The organism is Alterirhizorhabdus solaris (assembly GCF_007785815.1).
Lineage (GTDB): Bacteria > Pseudomonadota > Alphaproteobacteria > Sphingomonadales > Sphingomonadaceae > Alterirhizorhabdus > Alterirhizorhabdus solaris.
In genome coordinates, this window is the sequence record NZ_VNIM01000006.1 from 38,908 (window position 1) to 60,630 (window position 21,723).

Genomic DNA, 21,723 nt, shown 5'->3' on the forward strand with positions numbered 1-21,723 from the left:
TCGCGGGTGGCGAACCGCCTCAGAACCCCAGTTCGGCCATTTCCACCACGCGCTTCTCGCGCACGCTCGTCTCGGCGGCGATACCGATCGCCACCGCGCGCAGGCCGTCCTCCGCCGTCACCGTCACCGGCCCCTCGCCCCGCACCGCCGCCGCGAAGGCGACATGCTGATAATAGGTCGCGCCGTGGTGCGATCCGGCCGCCATCGCCGCTGCATCCACCGCCACATGGGTGCGCTCCGCCGCCTTCGGCCCGCGCCAGTCGACACGGGGCGACCACACGATGTCGCCGGGCGGGATCAGCACGTCCAGCCGGGCGGTGTCGCCGGTGGCGCTGATCTCCTCCTGCGTCTCGGCTCCTTCGGCGAACATGCACAGGTCCAGCATGGCGCGCACGCCGTTGGCGAACTCGACCACGGTGTAGCTGTTGTCGATGATGTCGGGCGCGGCACCGTCGTACAGCTCGCCGCGATGGTTCACGTCGTTGCTCCCCGAGCAGTAGACCCGCACCGGCTCCGCCTGCACGATCAGCCGCATCAGGTCGAAGAAGTGGCAGCATTTCTCCACCATCGTGCCGCCGGTGTTGCGGGCGAAGCGGTTCCAGTCCCCCACCTTTTCAAGGAACGGGAAGCGGTGCTCGCGCATCGCCAGCATCCGCAGATCGCCGATGCGCCCGCCGTGCACCTGCGCGATGAATTCGGCGACGGGCGGCATGTAGCGATATTCCATGCCGGTCCAGAACGGCGCGGGCCGCCCGGCGGTACGGTCCACGATCCAGCGCGCGTCCTCCAGCGTGGTGGCGAGCGGCTTCTCGCACAGGATCGCCACGTCGCGGTCCAGCAGCGGGGCCAGCACCGCGCGGTGGGTGAAGTTGGGTGACGCGACGACCACCGCGTCCACCTGCGCGCCCGCCGCGAACGCCTCGACCGAATCGAACCGCGCCACGCGATCCGCGCCGGCCCCCAGCGCGTCCGTCGCCCAGCCGAGCGAGGCCGGCGTCGGATCGGCGATCGCCACCAGCTCGGCATCGGGCAGGATCGCGATGTTGCGTAAGTGCTCCAGCCCCATCATGCCCGTGCCGACGATGCCGTAGCGGATCAAGTCTCCCATGCGCGTCCTCGCTGTGCCATTGAACGGCCATGACAATGCTGCCCCTCTCCTCCGAACCGCGTGCCCTGGGCAAGAGCGGATTGACCGTTTCGCCGCTTGCCTGGGGCATGTGGCGTTTTGCCGGTGACGATCCGGCCGCCGCGCGGGCGAAGATCGACGCGGCGCTGGCGATCGGCATCACGCTGTTCGACACCGCCGACATCTACGGCTTCCCCACCCCCGGGTTCGGCGAGGCGGAGGCGTTGCTTGGCCGCGTCTTCGCCGAGGACCGGTCCTTGCGGGATCGCATGGTGCTGGCCACCAAGGGCGGCATCGTGCCACCGACGCCTTATGATTCCAGCGCGGCCTATCTGACCGCAGCGCTCGATGCGTCGCTGAAGCGGCTGGGGGTGGAGCAGGTGGACCTGTGGCAGATCCACCGGCCCGACATGCTCACCCACCCGCAGGAGGTGGCGGGCGCGCTCGTCCGCATGGTGGAGAGCGGCAAGGCGCGCACGGTGGGCGTCTCGAACTACACGGCCGGGCAGACGGCGGCGTTGCAGGCATGGCTGCCCTTCCCGCTCGCCAGCCACCAGCCCGAATGGTCGGCGCTGCACACGCATCCGCTGTTCGACGGGATCGCCGATCAGGCGATGGCGCGCGACATGGCGGTGCTTGCCTGGTCCCCGCTGGGCGGCGGGCGGCTGGGGAACGGAGACGGCGCGGTGGCAGCCCTGCTCGCGGCGCATGGCGAACGGCACGGCGTGTCGGCGACGGCGGCGGCCTACAGCTGGCTGATGTCGCATCCCGCGCGGCCGATCCCGATCGTCGGCACGCAGGATCCGGCGCGCATCGCGCAGGCGGTCGATGCCTTCAAGGCGCCGTGGACGCGCACCGAATGGTACGCCGTGCTGGTGGCATCGACGGGCGAGAAACTGCCATGAGCCTGTCCCCGTGCGAGGTCAGCTGGTTCTCGGCGCTGTGCGACGACGACTATGAGTTTCTCGGGCAACCCGATCCGCTGCTGCGATCCTCGTGGGCGCATTGTCGCGACATCGTGATGCAGGCGGAGAGCGGCGGGTTCGACAATATCCTGCTGCCGTCGGGCTATGCGCTGGGCATCGACACCACCGCCTTCGCCGCCGCCATCGCGCCGATGCTGCGGCGGATGCGGCTGCTGATGGCGGTGCGGATCGGCGAAAGCTGGCCGCCGCAACTGGCCCGCCAGATCGCCACGATCGACCGGATGCTCGGGGCCGATGCAGGCGGCAACGGCCGGCTGGCGATCAACATCATCTCCTCCGATCTGCCCGGGCAGGTGATGGCGAGCGGCCCGCGCTACGCCCGCACGCTGGAGGGGATGCAGATCCTGCGAACCCTGCTCAACGGCGAGCCGCTCGATCATCAGGGACAGCACTGGCAGCTGAAGCTCGATCCGCCGCGCGTGGCCACCGTCAACGGCCGCAGCCCCCTGTTCTACTTCGGCGGGCTTTCGGAGGATGCGCGCGAGGCGGCGGCGCAGGGGTGCGACGTCTATCTGATGTGGCCCGATACCATGCCGGCGGTGCGCGGTATCGTGGCCGACATGCGCGCCCGCGCCGCGCGCCACGGCCGCACGCTCCGCTTCGGCTACCGCGTGCATGTGGTGGTGCGCGAGACGGAAGCCGAGGCACGCGCCGCCGCCTCGCGGCTGCTGTCCAGGCTGGACGATGCGGCGGGCGCGGCGATCCGCGCGCAATCGCTCGACTCGCAGTCGGCCGGGGTGCGGCGGCAGGCCGAGCTGCGCGAGCGCGCGGGCAACGAGGGCTATGCCGAGGACAATCTGTGGACCGGCATCGGCCGCGCGCGATCGGGCTGCGGCGCCGCGATCGTCGGCGATCCCGATCAGGTGCTGGCCAAGCTGGCGGCGTATCGCGCGGAAGGGATCGAGGCGTTCATCCTCTCGGGCTACCCCCATGCGGCGGAGGCGGACCTGTTCGCCCGTCATGTGCTCCCGAGGCTGGATCACGCACCGCTGGCATAGAAAAACTGCGTGGTCACGGCGGGCGAACCGCCGGAGAGGGGATGGATGAAGTTCGAGGCACAGGCCGGGCGGTACGCGCGTGACGGCTTCGCCGTGTTCAAGGGCGCGCTGGCCGGGCCGCTGCTCGATCTGCTGCGCGGCGAGTGCGATGCCTTCGTGACGCGTGAGGATCGGCGGATGGACGCCGCCGGCACCGACCGGCTGGGCCTGAGCCATCGCGGCAAACGCTATTTCGCCAACGAGTGCCAGCGCCAGACGCCGGCCCTGCGCGGCATGCTGTTCAGCCCGGCGATGGCCGATATCGCCCGCGCCACACTGGGCGACACCGCTTATTTCTTCTTCGACCAGTATGTCGTGAAGGGGCCGGAAGGCGGGCTGCCGTTCGCGTGGCATCAGGATTCGGGCTATGTCGCAGGCAACGGCGGGCCCGTGGATCATGCCCCCTACCTCACCTGCTGGTGCCCGCTGGACGATGCGACCGAAGCGAACGGCACCGTCCGCGTGATCCCCGGCAGCCACCGTGCCGGCATCCGTCCGCATGTGCGCGATGCCGCGACCGGCGATCTGGCCGTGGCGACGGACGAGCCGGGCGTGATCGTACCGGCGAAGGCCGGCGATATCGTCGCCTTCTCCAGCCTGCTGCTGCACGCCACCGGCGCCAACCGCTCGGCCGCCGCGCGCCGGGTATATCTGGCGCAATATACCCCGGAGGCGATGCTGAACCCCGGCACCCGCCAGTTGCGCCGCAACGCCATCGCCTTCGTGGCCGGCGGCAGACGGGTGACGTTCGGATGAGCTTCGATCACCCTCCGATTGTGTCGAGCAGCATCGAGCGAAGTCGAGTACCGAGGGCCGGACAGGTATCTCTGCAAGCGGATTCCGGCTTCGCCCGATGCCGCTCGATACAGACGTCTGGGACCAAGGCGGATCGACATTCAGCCCCGATGGTGTGGAAACCGATGTTACATCCGTCACCCCGGCCTCGTGCCGGGGTCCACCGGGCTACGGAGGATCGGCTGAAGGCCCGGATGACAGCGTTCGTGAGGCGGTGGACCCCGGAACAGGTCCGGGGTGACGGCCATGGGCGGAGCCTCCCGGCGAATGCGATCGCCGCTGGAAACACCGCATGATCCTCCTCTCCCCCCGCCGCCGCTGGCTGCTGTTCGCGCTGGTGCTGACGGCGAACATCCTCAACCTCGTCGATCGCCAGATCATCGCGGTGCTGAAACCCGTGATCTCGGCCGATCTCGGCTGGAGCGACAATGATTACGGCAACCTCGCCGCCTGGTTCCAGGGGTCGGCGGCGCTGGCGTTTCTCTTTACCGGCTGGCTGGTCGACCGGCTGGGGGTGAAGTGGGCCAACCCGATCGGCGTGGCGGCGTGGAGCCTCGCGGCGCTGGCGCATGGCTGGGCGACGAGCATGACACAGTTCGTCGCCTGCCGGGTGGCGCTGGGGGCGACCGAGGCGATGGGCACGCCCGCCGGCGTCAAGACGATCGCGACGATCTTCCCGCCCCGGCTGCGTTCCACCGGCTTCGGCCTGTCGAACGCGGTAGGCAGCGTGGGTGCGATCGTGACGCCGCTGGCGATCCCGGCGATTGCGATCGCGTTCGGCTGGCGCGGCGCGTTCATCATCGCCGGGCTGCTGGGGCTGGCGTGGGCGGCCGTGTGGCTGCTGACGACACGCGGGCTGTCGTTCGGCGCCGAGCCGCCGGTGGCCACGCCCGATCCGGATACGCTGCCCGATGCACCGCCCGCTTACGGCCCGATCCTCACCGACCGGCGGACATGGGCGATCGCCGTCGCCAAAATTCTGTCCGATGCGACATGGTGGCTGATGCTGTTCTGGATGCCCGATTTCTTCCACCGCATGTTCGGCCTCACCGGCACCGATCTCGGCCCGCCGCTCGCCATCGCCTATGGCGGCGCGGCGGTGGGATCGCTGGTGGCGGGCATGGCGGCCAGCCGGCTGCTGGCGGCGGGGTGGAGCGTCAACCGTGTCCGCAAGTCGGCGATGCTGGTGTCCGCGCTGATGGTGCTGCCGGTGCCGCTGGCGCTGTCCTCCGGCAGCTACGGCATGGCGGTGGGGCTGCTGGCGCTGGCGCTGGCCGGGCATCAGGGTTTTTCCACCAACCTGTTCGGCCTGATCGCGGATGTATCGCCGCGCGCCAAGGTGGGGCGCGTCACCGCGTTCGGTGCGTTCTGCGGCAATCTGGGCGGCATGGCGATCGCCAAGATCGCCGGCCTCGTGCTGGCCGCCGGGCTGGGCTACGGCCCGCTGTTCCTGTTCGCCAGCGTCTCCTATCTGCTGGCGCTCGGCTGGATCCAGCTGCTGCTGCCGCGTATCCGCCCGGTGGCGGACAATGATCCGATGGCACTGGCGGGGGCGCACTGATGGCGGATGGGGAAAGGCGCGGCGTGCTGCTGGCGGCCACCGGCGCGGGAGAGCCGCATGCGGCGATGTCGTGGCCGCTCGACGGCCCCGCCGCCGCGCCCGTGCTGGAAACGCGCAGCGCCGGGCTGGCCCTGCCCCGCCGCCCCGGTGGCAAACCGCGCAACATCGTGGTGATCCTGACCGACGATCATCGCTACGACGCGATGGGCTTCATGGGCACGCAGGATTTCGTCGAGACGCCCGTGCTGGACCGGCTGGCGCGCGAGGGGGCGTGGCTGAAGAACGCCTTCGTCACCACCGCGCTGTGTTCGCCCAGCCGCGCCACGATCTTCACCGGCCTCTACGCGCACCAGCACCGCGTGGTGGACAACAACCATCCGATCGCGCCGGGCCTCGTCTTCTACCCCGAATATCTCCAGGCCGCCGGCTACGAGACGGCGTTCATCGGCAAGTGGCACATGGGGCTGGAGGGCGACGACCCGCAGCCCGGCTTCGATCGCTGGGTCAGCTTCAAGGGGCAGGGCGATTACTGGCCCAACGGCGACGGGCTGAACGTGGACGGCGAACGCATCGAGCAGGACGGCTACCTGACCGACGTCCTCAACGATTTCGCGCTAGACTGGCTGGAGAGCCGCACGCGCGAGAAGCCGTTCATGCTGTTCCTCGCGCACAAGGCGGTGCACGCCGAATTCTACCCCGCCCCGCGCCACCTCGGCCGGTACGACGCCGCCACCTTCCGCCCGCCCGAGACGATGGCGGCGGGCGTGGAAGGGCGGCCGATGTGGGTGGAGAACCAGCGCAACAGCTGGCACGGCGTCGACTTCGCCTATCACGCCAACCTCGACATCGGCGATTACTACAAGCGGTACATGGAGACGTTCCTCTCGGTGGACGAGGGGATCGGGCGGATCATGGATCACCTCGACCAGCGGGGCGAGCTGGACGACACGCTGATCCTTTACATGGGCGACAACGGCTTCCTGTTCGGCGAGCATGGCCTGATCGACAAACGTTGCGCCTATGAGGAGTCGATGCGGATCCCGATGCTGGCGCGCTGCCCGGCGCTGTTCCCAGGCGGCACCGTGGTGGAGCAGGTCGTCGCCAACCTCGACGTCGCGCCCACGCTGCTGGGGCTGGCCGGGCTGGAGCCGCCGGCGTGGATGGAGGGGCGTGACCTGCTGCCGCTGTTGCAGGGGCGGGACGTGCCGTGGCGCGAGGCCTTGCTCTACGAATATTACTGGGAACGCAATTTCCCGCAGACCCCCACCGTCCACGCGCTGCGCGAGGACCGCTGGAAATACGTCCACTACCACGGCATCTGGGACATCGACGAGCTGTACGACCTGCAGGACGACCCGCTGGAATCGCGCAACCTGATCTTCAGCCCCGGCCACGAGGCGGTGGCCGAACGGCTGAGCGCGGCGCTGTTCGCGCGGCTGGAGGCGACCGGCGGGTTGCAGATCCCGCTGTCGCGCGATGCCGGGCTGCGCAATATATTGCGCGATGCCGCCGGGCCGGGGCTGGCGCCGTTCCCGGAGGCGCTGCTCAAGATGCTCGCGCGGTAGCGAAACATCTTTACAACCAACGCAGTAGATTTAACGCGCCCCAACGGGCCAAGGGGGAACAGGACGATGACGGGGACACATGCACGGACGATGACGCTGCTGCTGGCGGGCGTCGCCTTCGTGCCCTATGCGGCGCTCGCGCAGGAAGCCGCCCCGCCCGCACCCGCAACGGCCGTGGCCCCGGAGGTCGCAGCGGCACCGGCGTCCGCAGCGGATACCGGCGAGATCGTCGTCACCGCGCGCTTCCGCACCGAATCGCTCAACAGCGTGCCGATCGCGATCACCGCGCTGCGCGGCGATTCGCTGGCCGAGAAGAACCTTAACAACCTGCAGGATATCGCCGCGATCGTGCCGACCGTGGATTTCCGCGCCGGCGCGTCGAACAAGGATCGCACGATCTTCATCCGCGGCATCGGCACGGTCACCACCTCGCCCGGCGTCGAATCCTCCGTCTCCACCGTGGTGGACGGCGTGGTGCTGGTGCGGCCGGGGCAGCAGACGCTGGATCTGGGCGAGATCGACCGGGTGGAGGTACTGCGCGGGCCGCAGGGCACGCTGTTCGGCAAGAACGCCTCGGCCGGCGTCATCAACATCGTGACGAAGGCGCCGACCGACACCGACTACGGCCATGCCGAGGCCGGCTATTACGAGGGCGGCGAATATCGCCTCAAGGCCACCGTCTCCGGCCCGATCGTGCCGGGCAAGCTCGATTACCTGCTCTCGGGCCTCGCCGGCGGGTGGAAGGGCAACGTGCGCGATCTGGCCAGCGACAGCCGGGTGAACGGGTACTTCCGGCGCGGCGTGCGCGGCAAGCTGCGCTGGACGCCGACCGAGACGCTCTCCGTCACCGCCGCCGCCGACTATCTGTACCAGCGCGACGACGTGCCGACCGGCGTGGCCGCCTCCACCGGGCGGCGGGCCTATCCCACGGGCGCATTCACCAACTCGGCCGTGCTGCCGGCCTATCTCGCCGCGCAGGGCATCACCGCCTCGCCCTCCAACCGCACGATCCGCTCCAGCTTCGTCAGCGAGGTGCGCGACAAAAATTACGGCGGTTCCGTCACCCCCGATCTGGAGCTGGGCGGCTTTACCCTCACCTCGATCACCGCCTATCGCGAGTGGAAGAACCGCCAGCATCAGGATCAGGACAATTTCGCCGAACTGGCCGACGGCCAGCCGCCGCTGGGCATCCCGCAGGGCGAGGATCGCGGCACCGTCGATTTCAACCAGTTCTCGCAGGAGCTGCGGCTGACCTCGCCGAAGGGCGGCTTCCTCGATTACGTGCTGGGCGCCTATTACCTGCGCGCCCGGACCGACGAGACGTACCGCCGCGACATCCGCCAGAACCTGGCGACGGCGAACCTGCCGGGGCGCACGGCGGTGGTGATCCCCTATTGCCTCGGCGAGGCGCTGGCCCGGCACGATTGCGGCGTGGCCGACTACGGCATCGTCTCGAAGAACTACTCGCTGTTCGGCGAGGCGAACCTGAACTTCACCCCGGCGTTCCGCGCGATCGCCGGCGGGCGGCTGATCCACGACCGGCTGAGCAGCTACCACAACCGCATCTCCACCGCGGGCTTCGCCGCCGGCTCCACGATCAACGGCGACGTGCCGGCGATCCAGCCGAACCACAGCAGCACGGGCAGCACCAGCCGCACCGATTTCAGCGCCCGCGCCGGCCTGCAATACGACATCACGCCGGACGTGAACGCCTACGCCACCTATTCGCGCGGCTACAAGGGGCAGGCGTACAACGTGTTCTTCAACATGCGCAGCTTCGACGAGGCGCCGCTGAAGCCGGAAACCTCGAACAGCTACGAGATCGGCTTCAAGGGCAGCGCGCTCGATCGCCGGGTCAATTTCGCGCTGGCCGGCTACATCACCAAGTTCGACAATTTCCAGGCCAATTTCAGTGATTTCGTCAACGGCGCGGTGCTGACCCGGCTCATCAACGCCGGCAAGGTCTCCACCCGCGGGGTGGAAGGCGACATCTCCGTCCGGCCGGTCGATCCGCTCGCGCTGTCGTTCGCCTTCGCCCGTACCGATGCGCGGGTGGACAGCTTCATCTGCCCGGCGGGCGCGTCGGCCAACTGCAATATCGACGGCCAGCCGCTGCCCTTCTCGCAGAAGTGGAAGCTGCACGGCGAGGGCACCTACACCGTGCCGCTGGGCGGCGATTACGGGCTGGAACTGAACACCGATTATACGTGGAAATCGAAGACCCAGTATCAACTGGATCAGCGGCCCGACACGATCCAGCCCGCCTACGGCATATGGAACGCCTCGATCGCGCTGGTCGGCAAGGGCGATGCCGGCGCGTGGCAGATCCGCGCGGTGGTGAAGAACATCGCCGACAGGAACTACTCCTCCTTTCTGCTGCAGAGCGGCGCGGGCAACGGTCTGGTCCGCTTCGTGCCGCGCGATGCCGCACGTTACTTCGGGGTGAACGTCGCGACCGATTTCTGATCTGGCAACCCCGGGGGGACATTGGCCTCCCCCCTTGACCCCCGCCCCGCGCTGAACGACAGCGACGCCGCCGGATGGGGCCGGCGAATATAGGGGGAAATTATGAGGGGAATCGGAACGTTACGCCTCGCCGGCACGATCGGCATTCTGTTGTCCGGACCGGCCGTCGCGGCGGCGGTCGACGCACCGGTGGCGGCCGCCGTTTCTTCGCCGGTCGCCGTCACGTCGCCGGCCGAGGCCGCGCCGCCCCCGCTCATCGCCACGCTGCGACCGGCACCGGCGGCGGGCGAGATGATGGTGCTGCCGGCGAACACCGAATTCCTGTTGACGCTGGACCGCGATCTCAATTCCAAGAAGATCCGGCAGGGCGAGACCTTTCCGCTCATCGTCACCAGCGACGTGATGCTCGGCGACTATGTCGTCATTCCGCGCGGCACGCCGGCGACGGGCGAAGTGACGTACCGCACCGGCAAGGGCGCGTTCGGCAAATCGGCCAAGATGGAGATCGACCTGCGCTCGATCGACCTGAGCGGCCGGCACATCCCGATCCAGGGCCATTACCGCGAGGAAGGCAGCGGCAACACCGGCGCCACGGTCGGCACCGCGGTCGCCGCCGGGCCGTTCGCCGTGTTCGTGACGGGGCGCAGCGCGATCTTCCGTCAGGGTCGCGAATTGCGCGTGAAGACCAGCGAGGACATTCAGGTCGCGCTGGCCCGATAGGCATCGACGCTCGGGTGGCGCCGCATCCGATCGTGCGATCGTGCGATCGCGACGATGCTGGCCGCCGCCCCGGCCGCGCCCGCACCGGCTGTGGCGAGAGGCCGCGTCAGGCGATCTCGCTGGCCATCGCGCTCGGCGGCGGCGACATCGGCCAGGCGCTGCGCGTGGCAGCGGTGATCGACACGCATGTGCCGGCCGAAGCGTGCTGGTATCTCCATTACGTCGGTTGCGTGCCCGACCGGCGACGGCAGGGGCTGGGCAGTGACCGCCGAATGGCACGTGCCGCCCGATGGCTCACGCTTCTGGTCGCTGCGGCGGCCAGCGGGGTGCGGCGCGGTCGGCGATTGACATCGCGCCGGCTTTGCGACCACCCCGGCCAGGCTAACGATGCGATCGGGGGCATGATGATCCGGCGACTTCTTCTCTGCCTTGCGCTGCTGATCCCGATGGTCTCCGCCAGCGCCGATGAGGGTCGCCCGGGCCGCCCCGAAAACGGCCGCAAGGTGGCGCTGATCATCGCCAACGCCGGCTATGCCAACGCCACCCGGCTTGGCAACCCGCCCAACGATGCGCGGATCGTGGCGGCGGCGGCGCAGCGGGCGGGTTTCGAATCGGTCACGCTCGCCCCCGATCTCGGCCTCGTCGCCTTCCAGAACGCACTGCGGACGTTTCGCGCCAAGGCGGCCGGGGCGGCGATCGCGATGATCTATTACGCCGGCCACGGCATCGAGGGGTCGGGGAAGAACTGGCTGATCCCGGTCGATGCGAAGCTCTCGTCCGATCTCGACCTGTCGTACGAGGCGATCGAGCTGGACCGGGTGATGGAGGCGATCTCGGGCGCGCAGGTGCGGATGGTGATCCTCGATGCCTGCCGCAACAACCCGTTCGGGCGATCGTGGCGCGGCGGCACGCGTGCGGTGACGCGCGGGCTGGGCGGGGTGGAGGTGGACGACGTGCTGGTGATCTACGCCGCCGCCCCCGGGCAGACGGCGAGCGACGGGACCGGCGGCAACTCTCCCTTCGCGCTGTCGCTGTCGCGCCGGCTGGTGCAGCCTGACCTGCCGATCCAGTTGCTCGGCGGGCTGGTGCGCGACGACGTTCTCGCCTCCACCAACGGGCAGCAGCGGCCGTTCATCAGCGCCAGCATCACCGGCACGCCGGTCTATCTCGTCGCCCGCTCGCCCGGCGCCGGCGGCACGACAGCGTCCGCCCCGTCGGTCGACGGCGCCACGCTGGATGCGCTGGCCTGGCAGGGGGCGGTCGGCGCCGGCAGCCGGGAAGCGTTCGAGGAGTATCGCCGGCAATTCCCGCGCGGACGGTTCGCCGCGCTGGCCGAGCAGAACATCGCCCGCATCGGCCGCGCCAACGCGGGTGGCGGCACCGCCTCGGCCGACGCCGTCGGCCCGCCGGGCTCCAGCGGCATCGCGCCGCGCCTGCTCGTGCCGGACAGTTCGCGGCGGGCGATCGCCCGGTCCGAACTGACGGCGCTCTCCGCCGGCGAGCTGCGCATCGCCCGCAACGAGATCTATGCGCGCCACGGGCGGCTGTTCACCGCGCCCGATCTGGAACGCTATTTCAGCCGCTTCCCCTGGTATCGGCCGAAGCCCGCCGCCACGGTCGCGCTGAGCGAGGTGGAGGAGCAGAACGTGATCCTGATGCAGCAGGAGGAGGCGGCACGCGGCGGCCGGTGAGCCGCCCGGCGTCGCGGCTTGCCACCGGCGGCGGTGCCGCTATCCCCGGCCGGATGCCCGCCCCGCCCGCCATCGACCATATGGACCTGCCGGCGCTGCTGGCCGCGATCGCCTCGACCGAGCCGGCACCGGGGGCCGGCGCGGCGGGTGCCGTGGCGCTCGCTTTGGGGGTGGCCTGCGCGCGCAAGGCACTGCGGATCAGCGCGCGGCATCATCCGGCGGATGCATCGCTGCGTGCGGCGGACACGCATCTCGTCACGCTGGGCGAGGAGGCGCTGGCACAGGGACAAGGCGATGCGCGGGATTTCACTGCGTTGCTGGAAGCGATGCGGCTGCCCCATCACGATGCCGCCGGGCACGCCGCCCGCACCGCCGCGATCGACCGCGCCACGGCGGCGCTGCGCGATACGACCGAACGGCTGGTGGGGCTGTGCGACGCGGCCACGCTGCGGCTGGAGGGGGTAGCCGCCCGTGCCGAGGGGATCGTGACGGGTGACGTGGACGCGGCCCGCGCGCTGATCGCCGCGGCCCGCGCGATCCACGCCGCCAACCTCGCGGAATTGGATCAGGCGCGGGGCTGAAGGCCGGCGCGCGGGCAACAGTGGATCGGCGGCGCGATACCAGGAAACGCGCGCGAGGCGCCTCCCCCCTGACGCGCGTGCCGGATGCCGGGCCGCCCGGCATCCGGCGACCCCCGAAAGGCCCGCTTCAAGGCTGCGTCGCGACAGCCCGCCACGCGTCGATCGCCGCCCAGCCGTGCACGCCCAGCCGCCGCCAGCGCGCCTCACTCATCCCGCCGAGCGCCACCACCGGCGCCGTCGCCCGCCGCGCCAGCCGCGCCAGCCCGAGGGGGCCGAGCGTGGCGGCGCCGGGGTGCGATCGCGTGGCGAAGACGGGCGAGACGAACAGCAGGTCCGCCCCTCGCGCCGCCGCCAGTTCGCGCGCGCCGTGCACGGGCACCGTCCGGAGCAGCCGGGCAGGTGCGCGGTGCGGGGGGCGGCCGTGCGCGCCGTCCGCGCCCCACGCCAGCGCCTGTCGCGGCGGCCCGGCCAGCACCAGCACCAGCCGCCGCCGCCGCGTGATGGCGCGCACCCGGTCGAACAGCACGCGGCGGGCGGGCATAGGGGTGGCATAGTGGCGGAAGACCACGCCCGCCCCGCGCGGCAACCGTGCCAGTGCCGACCACAACGCCTCGCCCAGCCGCTCGTCCGTCATCAGCCAGCGGGTCGGCAGCGGGCGTTTCGACAGGTGTTGCACAGGCGGAGGTTGGCGGCGCTTCATGCCGCCGCCTATAGCAAGCCGCATGACCAGCCCGAACCCCGATCCCGCCGTTCCCGCCGACGACGCCGCCGGCGATCACTTGGCCACCCCGCTGGAAGGCGTGCGCGCCGCCATCGCCCGCGCCGCCGGCCTCGCCGGGCGCGGGGCGGACACGGTGGAACTGATCGCCGTCTCCAAGACCCGCACGGCGGAGGAGATCGCACCGCTGATCGCCGCCGGCCAGCGCAGCTTCGGCGAGAATCGCGTGCAGGAGGCGGAGGGCAAGTGGCCCGCCCTTCGCGCCACCACACCCGGTCTGCGGTTGCACCTTGTCGGCCAGTTGCAATCGAACAAGGCGGAGGCGGCGGTGGCGCTGTTCGACGTGATCCACGCGGTCGATCGCCCCTCGCTGGTGAAGGCGCTGGCCGCCGCGATCGCGAAGACGGGGCGGACGCCGGAATGCTTCGTGCAGGTGAACATCGGCGAGGAAGCGCAGAAGGGCGGCTGCGCGATATCCGACCTGCCCGGCCTGCTCGATACCGCGCGCGACGCCGGCCTGCCGATCGCCGGGCTGATGGCGGTGCCACCCGCCGATACCGAGGCCGCCCCTTATTTCGCGCTGCTGGCCAAGCTGGCGCGCGACCATGCCCTGCCCGGCCTCAGCATGGGCATGTCCGGCGATTACGAGACGGCGGTGATGCTTGGCGCCACCTGCGTGCGGGTGGGCACCGCGCTGTTCGGCGACCGGGCGTGAGCCTGGCCATCGGGCGGGAGGCACGGGCGTGAGCCGCTGGTCGTGGATCCTGAAACGGATCATCCAGCAGATCTGGTTCCGCGCGGCGCTCCTCAGCCTGCTCAGCGTGGCGCTGGCGGTGCTGGTGGGCGTCATCACGCCATACCTGCCCTACAGGTTCGGCGGCGAGCTGGGGCAGGATGCGGTCGGCACCATCCTCGGTATCATGGCATCGAGCATGCTGGCGGTGACGACCTTCTCGCTCACCGCGATGGTAAGCGCCTATTCCTCGGCCACCCAGCTCGCCACGCCGCGCGCCACGCAATTGCTCATCAGCGATCCCACCTCGCAGAATGCGCTGTCCACGTTCCTCGGCGCGTTCGTCTTCTCGATCGTCGGTATCATCGGCTTGCAGACCAGCGCCTACGGACACGACGGACGGGTGATCCTGTTCGGCGCGACGGTGCTGATCGTGGTGCTGGTGGTCGTCACGCTGCTGCGCTGGATCGGCCACATCACCGCCTTCGGCCGCATGGCCGACGTGATCGACCGGGTGGAGGATGCCGCCAGCCGCGCGATGGCGGCCTTCGCCGCGTCACCGTATCTCGACGGGCGGTCGGCGGTGACGATCCCGGACAGCGCGGTTGCGTTGCGCGCGGAGACGACCGGCTATGTCAGCCACGTCGATGTCGCCACACTCGGGCGGATCGCAGATCGGGCCGGCTGGACGGTGCATGTCACCGCGCTGCCCGGTGCGCTGGTGCATCCCGCGCGCGACCTGATGCGGATCGAAGGCGCGCCCGATGACACGCAGCGCGCCGCGCTGATTGCCGCCTTCACGATCGAGCGGCATCGCAATTTCGATCAGGATCCCCGGCTTGGCCTGATCGCACTGTCCGAGATCGCCAGTCGCGCTCTTTCGCCGGCGGTCAACGACCCGGGCACCGCGATCGAGGTGCTGAACGCCCTGCTGCGCGTGCTGCTCTGCCTGCCCGCCGACGTGCCCGACGCGGCCGAGGCGGCATCACGCCTCCCCGTTCACCTGCCCCGCCCTACCGTGGAGGAGATGCTGACCGACGCCTTCCGCCCGATCCTGCGCGACGGCGCCCAGGAAATCGAGGTGACGATCCGGCTGACCGCCACGCTGGCCGCGCTCCATGAAGCGCTGCCGGATGCACGCGCGCCGATCCGCGCGCTGGCCGATCACACCGCCGTTCGGGCACGGCGGGTGATGGACGATCCCGACGATCTGGCCGCGTTCGAGCAGGCGCACGACAAGGCGTGGCCGGCGGGCGCCTGAACGGCGTCCGGGGCTAGACCCGCTCCTTGGTCGCGGTGAAGCGGATCGCCGGGTTGCGCTGGCTCACATAGCCCAGTTCCCAGTCGTCCTTGGCCATGAACACCGGCTCGCCATCATGGTCGCTCGCCATCGCGCCGCGATGGTCGGCGGCGAAGCCCTTCATCACGACCGCGTCGTCGGAGGCGATCCAGCGCGCGGTCTGGTAAGGGGACGGCTCCAGCCGGGCATCCACCTTATACTCATGTTCCAACCGCGAGATCAGCACCTCAAGCTGCAACTGCCCGACCACGCCGACGATCATCGCCGCCCCCAGCGACGGGCGGAACACCTGCACCACGCCCTCCTGCGAAAGATCGTCGAGCGCCTTGTTGAGCTGCTTGGTCTTGGTCGGATCGACCAGTTGCACGCGGCGCAGAATCTCCGGCGCGAAATTGGGCAGGCCGGTGAAGGTGATGCCGGTGCCCTCGCTCAGCGTGTCGCCCACCCGCAGCGTGCCGTGGTTGGGGATGCCGATGATGTCGCCCGGCCACGCCTCGTCCGCCACCTCGCGGCTCTGCGCGAAGAACAGGATCGGGCTGTGCACCGCGATCGGCTTGCCCGTGCCCGACTGGTTCAGCTTCATCCCCCGACGGAACCTGCCCGAGCACAGCCGCATGAACGCCACGCGGTCGCGGTGCTGCGGGTTCATGTTCGCCTGCATCTTGAAGATGAACCCGCTGACGAGCGGCGAATCGGGATCGACCGGCGCCGGGCTGGCCGGCTGCGGACGGGGGCTGGGGGCCAGATCGCGCAGCGCGTCGATCAACTCGGCCACGCCGAAATCCTTGAGCGCGGATCCGAAATACACCGGCGTCAGGTCGCCGTTGCGGTATTTCACGGGATCGAAGCCGGCATAGCCGCCCACCGCCAGCTCCGCCTCCTCGCGCAGCTTTTCCAGCGCCGGCCCGGACACCAGCGAATCGAGGCGCGGGTCGTCCAGCCCGTCCACCGGCTCGACATGGCCGGAGAAACGGCGCTCGGCATCGGGCAGCAGCAGCCGGTGCCCGCGCAGGTCGTACAGCCCCTCGAACAGCCCGCCCATGCCGACCGGCCATTCCATCGGGCAGACGTCCAGTTGCAACTGGTCGGCGATCTCGTCGAGCAGCTCGAAGGTGTCGCGCCCCTCGCGGTCGATCTTGTTGACGAAGGTGATGATCGGCACCGAGCGCAGCCGGCACACCTCGAACAGCTTGCGTGTCTGCGGCTCGATGCCCTTGGCCGCGTCGATCACCATCACCGCCGAATCGACCGCCGTCAGCGTGCGATAGGTATCCTCGCTGAAATCCTCATGGCCCGGCGTGTCGAGCAGGTTGAAGGTGATGTCGTCATAATCGAATGTCATCACCGAGGACGTGACCGAGATGCCGCGCTGCTGCTCGATCTTCATCCAGTCCGATCGCGCGCGCCGCGCGGCCCCACGCGCCTTCACCTCGCCCGCCATGTGGATCGCGCCGCCGGCGATCAGCAGCTTCTCGGTCAGCGTGGTCTTGCCGGCGTCGGGGTGCGAGATGATCGCGAAGGTGCGCCGGTCTGGGCGCCCGGTCGGACGGTCGGTGGCGCTATCGGGGGCGCGGTCGGTCATGGATGAAGTCCGGGAGCAAAAGGGATCGTGCGGCGCGATAGCGATTCGGCCGGCGGATTGCCACCCGAGCGCGTGCCCCGCCCCTTCAGCCCAGCAGCAGCGCGCGCCGATTGAGGTGATGACCCAGCGCCACCAGCCCGACGCCGACGATCGTCAGCCCCGTCTCGCCGATGCCATGCTCCACGGTGAGCGCAGCGCCCATCAGCGCCAGCCCGCACACGCCGACCAGCGCCGGCAGCGTCGCGCGGTGCCGCAGCCAGCCCCGCCCCAGCGCGATGGCGGCAAGCCCCATCGCCAGCGCCAGCCCGACCTCGTGGATCATCGGGTGCAGCAGCAGCCCGCCGGCCGATGCCAGCAGGGTGAGCAGCACCGCGCTGGCAAGGCAGTGGACGAGGCACAGGCCGGACAGGCCGATCGCCACGCGATCGAGCCACGACTTGTCCCGCCGGCGTGTGATGATCTTGGCCTCGGCCACCGTCCGCTCCTTCGTTGCCCCGGCTCTGCCACTACGGAAGCGAAGATACAACATATCATTCGCACGCCGGTTGCATCGCCGATGCTGCGGCCCGCATTTGCGCGACGGCGGTGGAGGGCGTAATCGCGCGCCATGTCGCTTGCCCGCCCCGCCGCTTCTTCGCCACGCCCCCGCGCCATCGCCCGCTGGCTGCTGGTCGTTGCCCTGATGGTGTTCATGATGGTCGTCGTCGGCGGCATCACCCGGCTGACCGAATCGGGCCTGTCGATGACCCGGTGGGAGCCGATCGCCGGCACCGTGCCGCCGCTGAACGAGGCGCAATGGCAGGCCGAGTTCGATGGCTACAAGGCGACGCCCGAATATCGCAAGATCAACCGGGGCATGTCGCTGGGCGAGTTCAAGGGCATCTTCTTCTGGGAATATCTGCACCGGCTGATCGGGCGGACGATCGGCATGGTCTTCGCCCTGCCCCTGCTGTGGTTCTGGTGGCGGCGCGCGATCCCGGCGGGCTACGGCCGGCGCCTGCTGCCGTTGCTCGCGCTCGGCGGATTGCAGGGCGCGATCGGCTGGTGGATGGTCACCTCCGGGCTGGTCGACCGGCCGGACGTGAGCCACCTGCGCCTCGCCACGCACCTGATGGCGGCGCTGTTCATCTATGCCGGGCTGATCTGGACCGCGCTGGACCTGTTCGCCCTTGCGCGCGATTCCACGGCACGGCCGGCGCGGCTGCCGGGAATCGGCATCCTCGCGCTGGCGCTGCTGGCCGTACAGATCATGCTCGGCGCGTTCACCGCCGGGCTGGATGCGGGCTATGCCTATTCCAGCTGGCCGCTGATGGGCGACACGCTGTTCCCGGCCGGCGGCTGGAACGCAGCCGCCTCCGCGCTCGCCAACCTCGTGAGCAATCCGATCGTGGTGCAGTTCGTCCATCGCTGGTTCGCGTGGGTCGCGGCGGCGGGCGTGCTGCTGCTGGCCTATCGCGCCCGCCAGGCGGGAGCGACCGGCGCCGCCCATGCGATCAGCACGGCGGTGGCGCTCCAGATCGCGCTTGGCATCGCCACGCTGCTGAGCGGGGTCGCGATTCCGATCGCGGTGGCGCACCAGGCGACGGCGGCACTGCTGCTGGCGGGCGTGATCGCCGCCAGCCATCGGCTCGGCCACATGGCCAAAAGCGTCGCGGTATCTTGATACCTCTCGCGAAAAGCCCGGTTTTGCTTGACTATCCGGGCCTCCGCCGCCATTAGCGCCCCGTCAGCGCCGCCCCTCGGGGTGGCGCGCTTTCGTTTTATCCGAGAGGTCCGCGCACATGAAAGCGCTCATGAAGACCACGAAGTCGGCGACCCCGTCGACCGTGGAAAAAAAGTGGCTCCTGATCGACGCCGAGGGTCTCGTCGTCGGCCGGGTCGCCAGCATCATCGCCAACATCCTGCGCGGCAAGCACAAGGCCAGCTTCACCCCGCACCTCGATTGCGGCGACAACGTCGTCGTCATCAATGCGGACAAGGTGCGTTTCACCGGCCGCAAGATGCAGGACAAGCGCTACTACAAGCACACCGGCTATGCCGGCGGCATCAAGGAAACCAGCCCGGCCAAGGTGCTCGAAGGCCGCTTTCCCGAGCGCGTGCTTGAAAAGGCCGTGGAGCGCATGATCCCGCGCGGCCCGCTCGGTCGTGAGCAGATGCGCAACCTGCGCCTGTTCTCCGGCACCGAGCACCTGCACGGCGCGCAGAACCCCGAGATCCTCGATATCGCGGCGATGAACCGCAAGAACAAGGTGGGCGCCTGATGTCCGATAACCGCCAGTCGCTGAGCGACCTCGCCGCGCTGACCAACGCGCCGGCCCCCGCCGCTGCCCCCGTGACCGACACCTATTCTGCCACCGACGACGCACAGGGCACCGACGAGGCACCCGCCTACGAGGCCCCGCCGCTGCCGACGATGCCGCTGCGCGAGCAGGAAATCGACGCGCAGGGCCGCGCCTATGCCACCGGCCGCCGCAAGGATGCGGTCGCCCGCGTCTGGCTGAAGCCGGGTTCGGGCAAGATCACGATCAACGGTCGCGATCAGGAAGTCTATTTCGCACGCCCCACGCTGCGCCTCGTCATCAACCAGCCGTTCGGCGTCGCCGACCGCGCGGGTCAGTATGACATCGTGTGCACGGTGAAGGGCGGCGGTCTTTCCGGTCAGGCCGGCGCGGTTAAGCACGGCATCAGCCAGGCGCTGACCCGTTACGAGCCGGTGCTGCGCGCCCCGGTGAAGGCAGCGGGCTTCCTCACGCGCGATCCGCGCGCCGTGGAGCGCAAGAAGTACGGCAAGGCGAAGGCCCGCCGCAGCTTCCAGTTCTCGAAGCGCTAAATCTTACCATCTCTTTCCGAAAAGGGCGGTTCTGCGCAGGCGGGGCCGCCCTTTTCGTTTCGGTGGCGGCCGTGCCTGCCGCACGGCCACGGGTGCTGCGTCCTGCCGAAACGCTCAGGGAGAAGACCAGCCGTCCCGCGCTGGACCTGCCAGCCCCGGCGGGCCGACGCCCGATGATCGGCGGACGGTCGATAGCCGGGCGTCGAAATCGACATCTCGCGACGAAACCTGCCCCATATTCACCCCGGACCTGTTCCGGGTCCGCGCGCCGGCAGCGTTGTGTCGAAGGCTTCGCGGCGTGTTGCTCGTTCAATAATCGCCCCCGGAACGGGCCTGGGGTGACGCATTTTCAAGGCGTCGGTCGTTACCCCGTCGGTCGATCCGGTTCAGCTTCTGGCGAGGTCACGCTGTCGCCATCTCCCGCACGCGCACATCCAGCGCACCGTTCTCGATCGTCAATTCGTTGAACGAGGGGGCGGCGGTGCGGAGCCGTTCGGAGAGCGTGCCGGCGCCGATCAGCCGCAGCGGCGTACCATCGGCGTTCCACATTACGTCGAACGGATCGTGGACGTGGCCGCTCAGCACCGCATCGGCCCCGGCCTGCGCCAGCGTGTGCAGCGCCTCGATCCCGCGCAGCGTCTCGCCATGCCCTTCGGAGGCGCCCTCGTCGGTCAGCGGGTGGTGGCAGGTGACGAGCGCCAGCCTCCCGCGCGGGCATAGCCGCAGCCGCTCGACCGCCTCGGCGAGGCTCCGCTTGCTCACCACGCCCCACGACCAGTTGAGCCGCCATTGCGCCCGTGCCGTCGTCTTCAACGGCACCAGCCACAGGCCGGGCAGATCGAGCGGCTTCTCGAACGCGCGCTCGATCCGGTCGAACCGGCGATAGGGCCAGAACATGCGGGCGATCGGGTTGTGATAGGGCAGATCGTGGTTGCCCGGCTCCACCGTCACCGGCACGCCGAGCGTGGCGAGCCATGCGCCCGCGGCCTCATATTCGGCCGAACGCGCGCGCATGGTGAGATCGCCGGTGATGACGACCGCGTCGGGCGTCTCGGCGGCGACGCGTTCGGAGAACCACGCGATCGCTTCCTCGTCCTCCCGGCCGAAGTGGAGGTCGGAGACGTGGAAGATGCGGGTGCGTGTCATCCCTCATCAAAGCCGCAGCCCCCCGCCGGTTCCGCCACGCGGCGCGGGCGACGGCGTGCCGGTCCGCACAGGCTATGATCTGAGTCACAGGATCTCGAACGAATATGTCTATAGCGGATCTTGCGTCGCGGCAGGCGGCGGGGTCACGGCCCCGCCGGTCACCCTATGCCTGTTTCTCGCGAACGTCGGTTGTCCGGTCGATCCGGGCGGTGTTCCCCGGGGAGGGCGCGGCAATGTGGCGGGTAATCGGATGCTGGGCGGCGGTGGCGGCACTCGTTCTCGGTACGCCGGGCATGGCACGCGGCGCGTCGCCCGCCGCCGCCGTGCCGGCCGCCGGTGAGATCGATTCGCCCGATGCGATCGTGTGCCAGTTGCTCAGCGGTTGCCCGTCGTCCGAGGCGGTCGCCCCGCCCACGGCGCGCGGCGGCCGGGTGACGAACACGCGCGGCTTCTCGTTTCAGGAAAAGCCGGCCGAGCCGCCGCCCGCCCCGGCCACCGGCCGCTACGATCTGCGTATCGGCTTCGTGTTCGCCTCGGCCGAACTGACCCCGGCGGACCGGATGCGCGCCGGCGCCTTTGCTGCCGCGCTGCGCGATCCGCGCATCGTCGATCGCCGCATCAGGATCGAGGGGCATACCGATTCGGTGGGCGGCGATAGCGCCAATCTCGATCTGTCCCGCCGCCGCGCCCGCGCGGTGGGCGAGGCGCTGGTGGCCGCCGGGATCGACGGATCGCGCCTCGACCTGGAAGGCTATGGCGCCCGCCGCCCGCTGCCGGACATGCCCGCAGACTCGGGCGCCAACCGGCGGGTGATCGCGACCCTCGCGATGTAGCGGTGCGGGCGGCCGGGGTGATGATCCCCGGGCCGCCCGGCCATCCGTCGAGA

The 21,723-nt window shown here is 69.9% G+C and carries 20 protein-coding genes; 15 read left to right on the top strand and 5 right to left on the bottom strand.

The features are described 5' to 3' along the window. Positions 1–19 precede the first annotated feature (19 nt). Positions 20–1,108, bottom strand: coding sequence for a Gfo/Idh/MocA family protein (locus FOY91_RS02925; protein WP_203234472.1), 1,089 nt, complete (start codon positions 1,106–1,108; stop codon positions 20–22). 29 nt (positions 1,109–1,137) lie between these two features. On the opposite strand from FOY91_RS02925, the gene FOY91_RS02930 reads away from it, so the two are divergent. From FOY91_RS02930 to FOY91_RS02970, 9 genes are all read left to right on the top strand, one after another. After that, complete coding sequence (locus tag FOY91_RS02930) at positions 1,138–2,031, top strand: aldo/keto reductase (RefSeq protein WP_145147955.1); 894 nt, start codon at positions 1,138–1,140, stop codon at positions 2,029–2,031. Continuing rightward, positions 2,028–3,110, top strand: a complete 1,083-nt coding sequence (locus tag FOY91_RS02935; RefSeq protein WP_145147956.1) for an LLM class flavin-dependent oxidoreductase — start codon at positions 2,028–2,030, stop codon at positions 3,108–3,110. The genes FOY91_RS02930 and FOY91_RS02935 overlap by 4 nt, the downstream gene beginning before the upstream one ends. Positions 3,111–3,155: 45 nt before the next feature. Next, positions 3,156–3,905 (top strand): phytanoyl-CoA dioxygenase family protein, encoded by a 750-nt coding sequence (locus FOY91_RS02940; protein WP_145147957.1) that lies wholly within the window; start codon positions 3,156–3,158, stop codon positions 3,903–3,905. Positions 3,906–4,236: 331 nt separating this feature from the next. Beyond that, positions 4,237–5,505: an MFS transporter gene (locus tag FOY91_RS02945; protein ID WP_145147958.1), complete on the top strand. Its 1,269-nt coding sequence runs from the start codon at positions 4,237–4,239 to the stop codon at positions 5,503–5,505. Then, on the top strand, positions 5,505–7,070 hold the full coding sequence (locus tag FOY91_RS02950; RefSeq protein WP_203234473.1) for a sulfatase family protein: 1,566 nt from the start codon (positions 5,505–5,507) through the stop codon (positions 7,068–7,070). The genes FOY91_RS02945 and FOY91_RS02950 overlap by 1 nt, the downstream gene beginning before the upstream one ends. A gap of 66 nt (positions 7,071–7,136) precedes the next feature. Beyond that, positions 7,137–9,536 carry a TonB-dependent receptor gene (locus FOY91_RS02955; protein ID WP_145147960.1) on the top strand — a complete coding sequence of 800 codons (2,400 nt, stop codon included), beginning with the start codon at positions 7,137–7,139 and terminating at the stop codon, positions 9,534–9,536. Positions 9,537–9,638: 102 nt separating this feature from the next. Further along, positions 9,639–10,256, top strand: coding sequence for a hypothetical protein (locus tag FOY91_RS02960; protein WP_238995207.1), 618 nt, complete (start codon positions 9,639–9,641; stop codon positions 10,254–10,256). 14 nt (positions 10,257–10,270) lie between these two features. Beyond that, positions 10,271–11,947, top strand: coding sequence for a caspase family protein (locus FOY91_RS02965; protein ID WP_238995208.1), 1,677 nt, complete (start codon positions 10,271–10,273; stop codon positions 11,945–11,947). After that, positions 11,944–12,528, top strand: coding sequence for a cyclodeaminase/cyclohydrolase family protein (locus FOY91_RS02970; protein WP_145147964.1), 585 nt, complete (start codon positions 11,944–11,946; stop codon positions 12,526–12,528). The genes FOY91_RS02965 and FOY91_RS02970 overlap by 4 nt, the downstream gene beginning before the upstream one ends. 127 nt (positions 12,529–12,655) lie before the next feature. Here the strand turns inward: FOY91_RS02970 and FOY91_RS02975 are convergent, their stop codons facing one another. Further along, positions 12,656–13,228, bottom strand: a complete 573-nt coding sequence (locus FOY91_RS02975) for a thiamine phosphate synthase (protein WP_145147966.1) — start codon at positions 13,226–13,228, stop codon at positions 12,656–12,658. A gap of 22 nt (positions 13,229–13,250) precedes the next feature. Between FOY91_RS02975 and FOY91_RS02980 the strand changes: the two genes are divergently transcribed. Both FOY91_RS02980 and FOY91_RS02985 read left to right on the top strand, forming a co-directional pair. Next, a complete protein-coding gene (locus FOY91_RS02980; RefSeq protein ID WP_145147968.1) occupies positions 13,251–13,961 on the top strand; it encodes a YggS family pyridoxal phosphate-dependent enzyme in 711 nt (236 codons plus the stop codon). Positions 13,962–13,989: 28 nt separating this feature from the next. Next, a complete protein-coding gene (locus FOY91_RS02985; protein ID WP_145147970.1) occupies positions 13,990–15,240 on the top strand; it encodes a DUF2254 domain-containing protein in 1,251 nt (416 codons plus the stop codon). A 13-nt stretch (positions 15,241–15,253) separates the two neighbouring features. On the opposite strand, the gene FOY91_RS02990 is transcribed toward FOY91_RS02985, so the two are convergent. Next, positions 15,254–16,861, bottom strand: a complete 1,608-nt coding sequence (locus FOY91_RS02990; RefSeq protein ID WP_145147972.1) for a peptide chain release factor 3 — start codon at positions 16,859–16,861, stop codon at positions 15,254–15,256. Positions 16,862–16,946: 85 nt separating this feature from the next. After that, positions 16,947–17,336, bottom strand: a complete 390-nt coding sequence (locus FOY91_RS02995) for a MerC domain-containing protein (RefSeq protein WP_238995209.1) — start codon at positions 17,334–17,336, stop codon at positions 16,947–16,949. A 132-nt stretch (positions 17,337–17,468) separates the two neighbouring features. Here FOY91_RS02995 and FOY91_RS03000 point away from each other — a divergent pair, with 132 nt between their 5' ends. The 3 genes from FOY91_RS03000 (at position 17,469) to rpsI (ending at position 19,691) form a co-directional block, all read left to right on the top strand. Further along, entirely contained in the window at positions 17,469–18,524 is a 1,056-nt protein-coding gene (locus FOY91_RS03000) for a COX15/CtaA family protein (RefSeq protein WP_145147976.1), read from the top strand. Between the two features lie 118 nt (positions 18,525–18,642). After that, entirely contained in the window at positions 18,643–19,122 is a 480-nt protein-coding gene (gene rplM / locus FOY91_RS03005) for a 50S ribosomal protein L13 (protein ID WP_145147978.1), read from the top strand. Continuing rightward, on the top strand, positions 19,122–19,691 hold the full coding sequence (gene rpsI / locus FOY91_RS03010) for a 30S ribosomal protein S9 (protein ID WP_145147980.1): 570 nt from the start codon (positions 19,122–19,124) through the stop codon (positions 19,689–19,691). Before rplM ends, rpsI begins: the two co-directional genes overlap by 1 nt. A gap of 402 nt (positions 19,692–20,093) precedes the next feature. Here the strand turns inward: rpsI and FOY91_RS03015 are convergent, their stop codons facing one another. Further along, entirely contained in the window at positions 20,094–20,837 is a 744-nt protein-coding gene (locus tag FOY91_RS03015; RefSeq protein ID WP_145147982.1) for a metallophosphoesterase family protein, read from the bottom strand. A 233-nt stretch (positions 20,838–21,070) separates the two neighbouring features. On the opposite strand from FOY91_RS03015, the gene FOY91_RS03020 reads away from it, so the two are divergent. Further along, positions 21,071–21,670 carry an OmpA family protein gene (locus FOY91_RS03020; protein WP_145147984.1) on the top strand — a complete coding sequence of 200 codons (600 nt, stop codon included), beginning with the start codon at positions 21,071–21,073 and terminating at the stop codon, positions 21,668–21,670. The last annotated feature ends 53 nt before the right edge of the window (positions 21,671–21,723 follow it).

Coding starts and splice junctions, on each gene's coding strand:
- FOY91_RS02935 (WP_145147956.1), top strand. CDS start 2,028: ATGAGCCTGTCCCCGTGCGAGGTCAGCTGGTTCTCGGCGCTGTGCGAC.
- FOY91_RS02940 (WP_145147957.1), top strand. CDS start 3,156: ATGAAGTTCGAGGCACAGGCCGGGCGGTACGCGCGTGACGGCTTCGCC.
- FOY91_RS02950 (WP_203234473.1), top strand. CDS start 5,505: ATGGCGGATGGGGAAAGGCGCGGCGTGCTGCTGGCGGCCACCGGCGCG.
- rplM (WP_145147978.1), top strand. CDS start 18,643: ATGAAAGCGCTCATGAAGACCACGAAGTCGGCGACCCCGTCGACCGTG.
- FOY91_RS02975 (WP_145147966.1), bottom strand. CDS start 13,228: ATGAAGCGCCGCCAACCTCCGCCTGTGCAACACCTGTCGAAACGCCCG.
- FOY91_RS02925 (WP_203234472.1), bottom strand. CDS start 1,108: ATGGGAGACTTGATCCGCTACGGCATCGTCGGCACGGGCATGATGGGG.
- rpsI (WP_145147980.1), top strand. CDS start 19,122: ATGTCCGATAACCGCCAGTCGCTGAGCGACCTCGCCGCGCTGACCAAC.
- FOY91_RS02980 (WP_145147968.1), top strand. CDS start 13,251: ATGACCAGCCCGAACCCCGATCCCGCCGTTCCCGCCGACGACGCCGCC.
- FOY91_RS02990 (WP_145147972.1), bottom strand. CDS start 16,861: ATGACCGACCGCGCCCCCGATAGCGCCACCGACCGTCCGACCGGGCGC.
- FOY91_RS03015 (WP_145147982.1), bottom strand. CDS start 20,837: ATGACACGCACCCGCATCTTCCACGTCTCCGACCTCCACTTCGGCCGG.
- FOY91_RS02955 (WP_145147960.1), top strand. CDS start 7,137: ATGACGGGGACACATGCACGGACGATGACGCTGCTGCTGGCGGGCGTC.
- FOY91_RS03000 (WP_145147976.1), top strand. CDS start 17,469: ATGTCGCTTGCCCGCCCCGCCGCTTCTTCGCCACGCCCCCGCGCCATC.
- FOY91_RS02960 (WP_238995207.1), top strand. CDS start 9,639: ATGAGGGGAATCGGAACGTTACGCCTCGCCGGCACGATCGGCATTCTG.
- FOY91_RS03020 (WP_145147984.1), top strand. CDS start 21,071: ATGTGGCGGGTAATCGGATGCTGGGCGGCGGTGGCGGCACTCGTTCTC.
- FOY91_RS02930 (WP_145147955.1), top strand. CDS start 1,138: ATGACAATGCTGCCCCTCTCCTCCGAACCGCGTGCCCTGGGCAAGAGC.
- FOY91_RS02945 (WP_145147958.1), top strand. CDS start 4,237: ATGATCCTCCTCTCCCCCCGCCGCCGCTGGCTGCTGTTCGCGCTGGTG.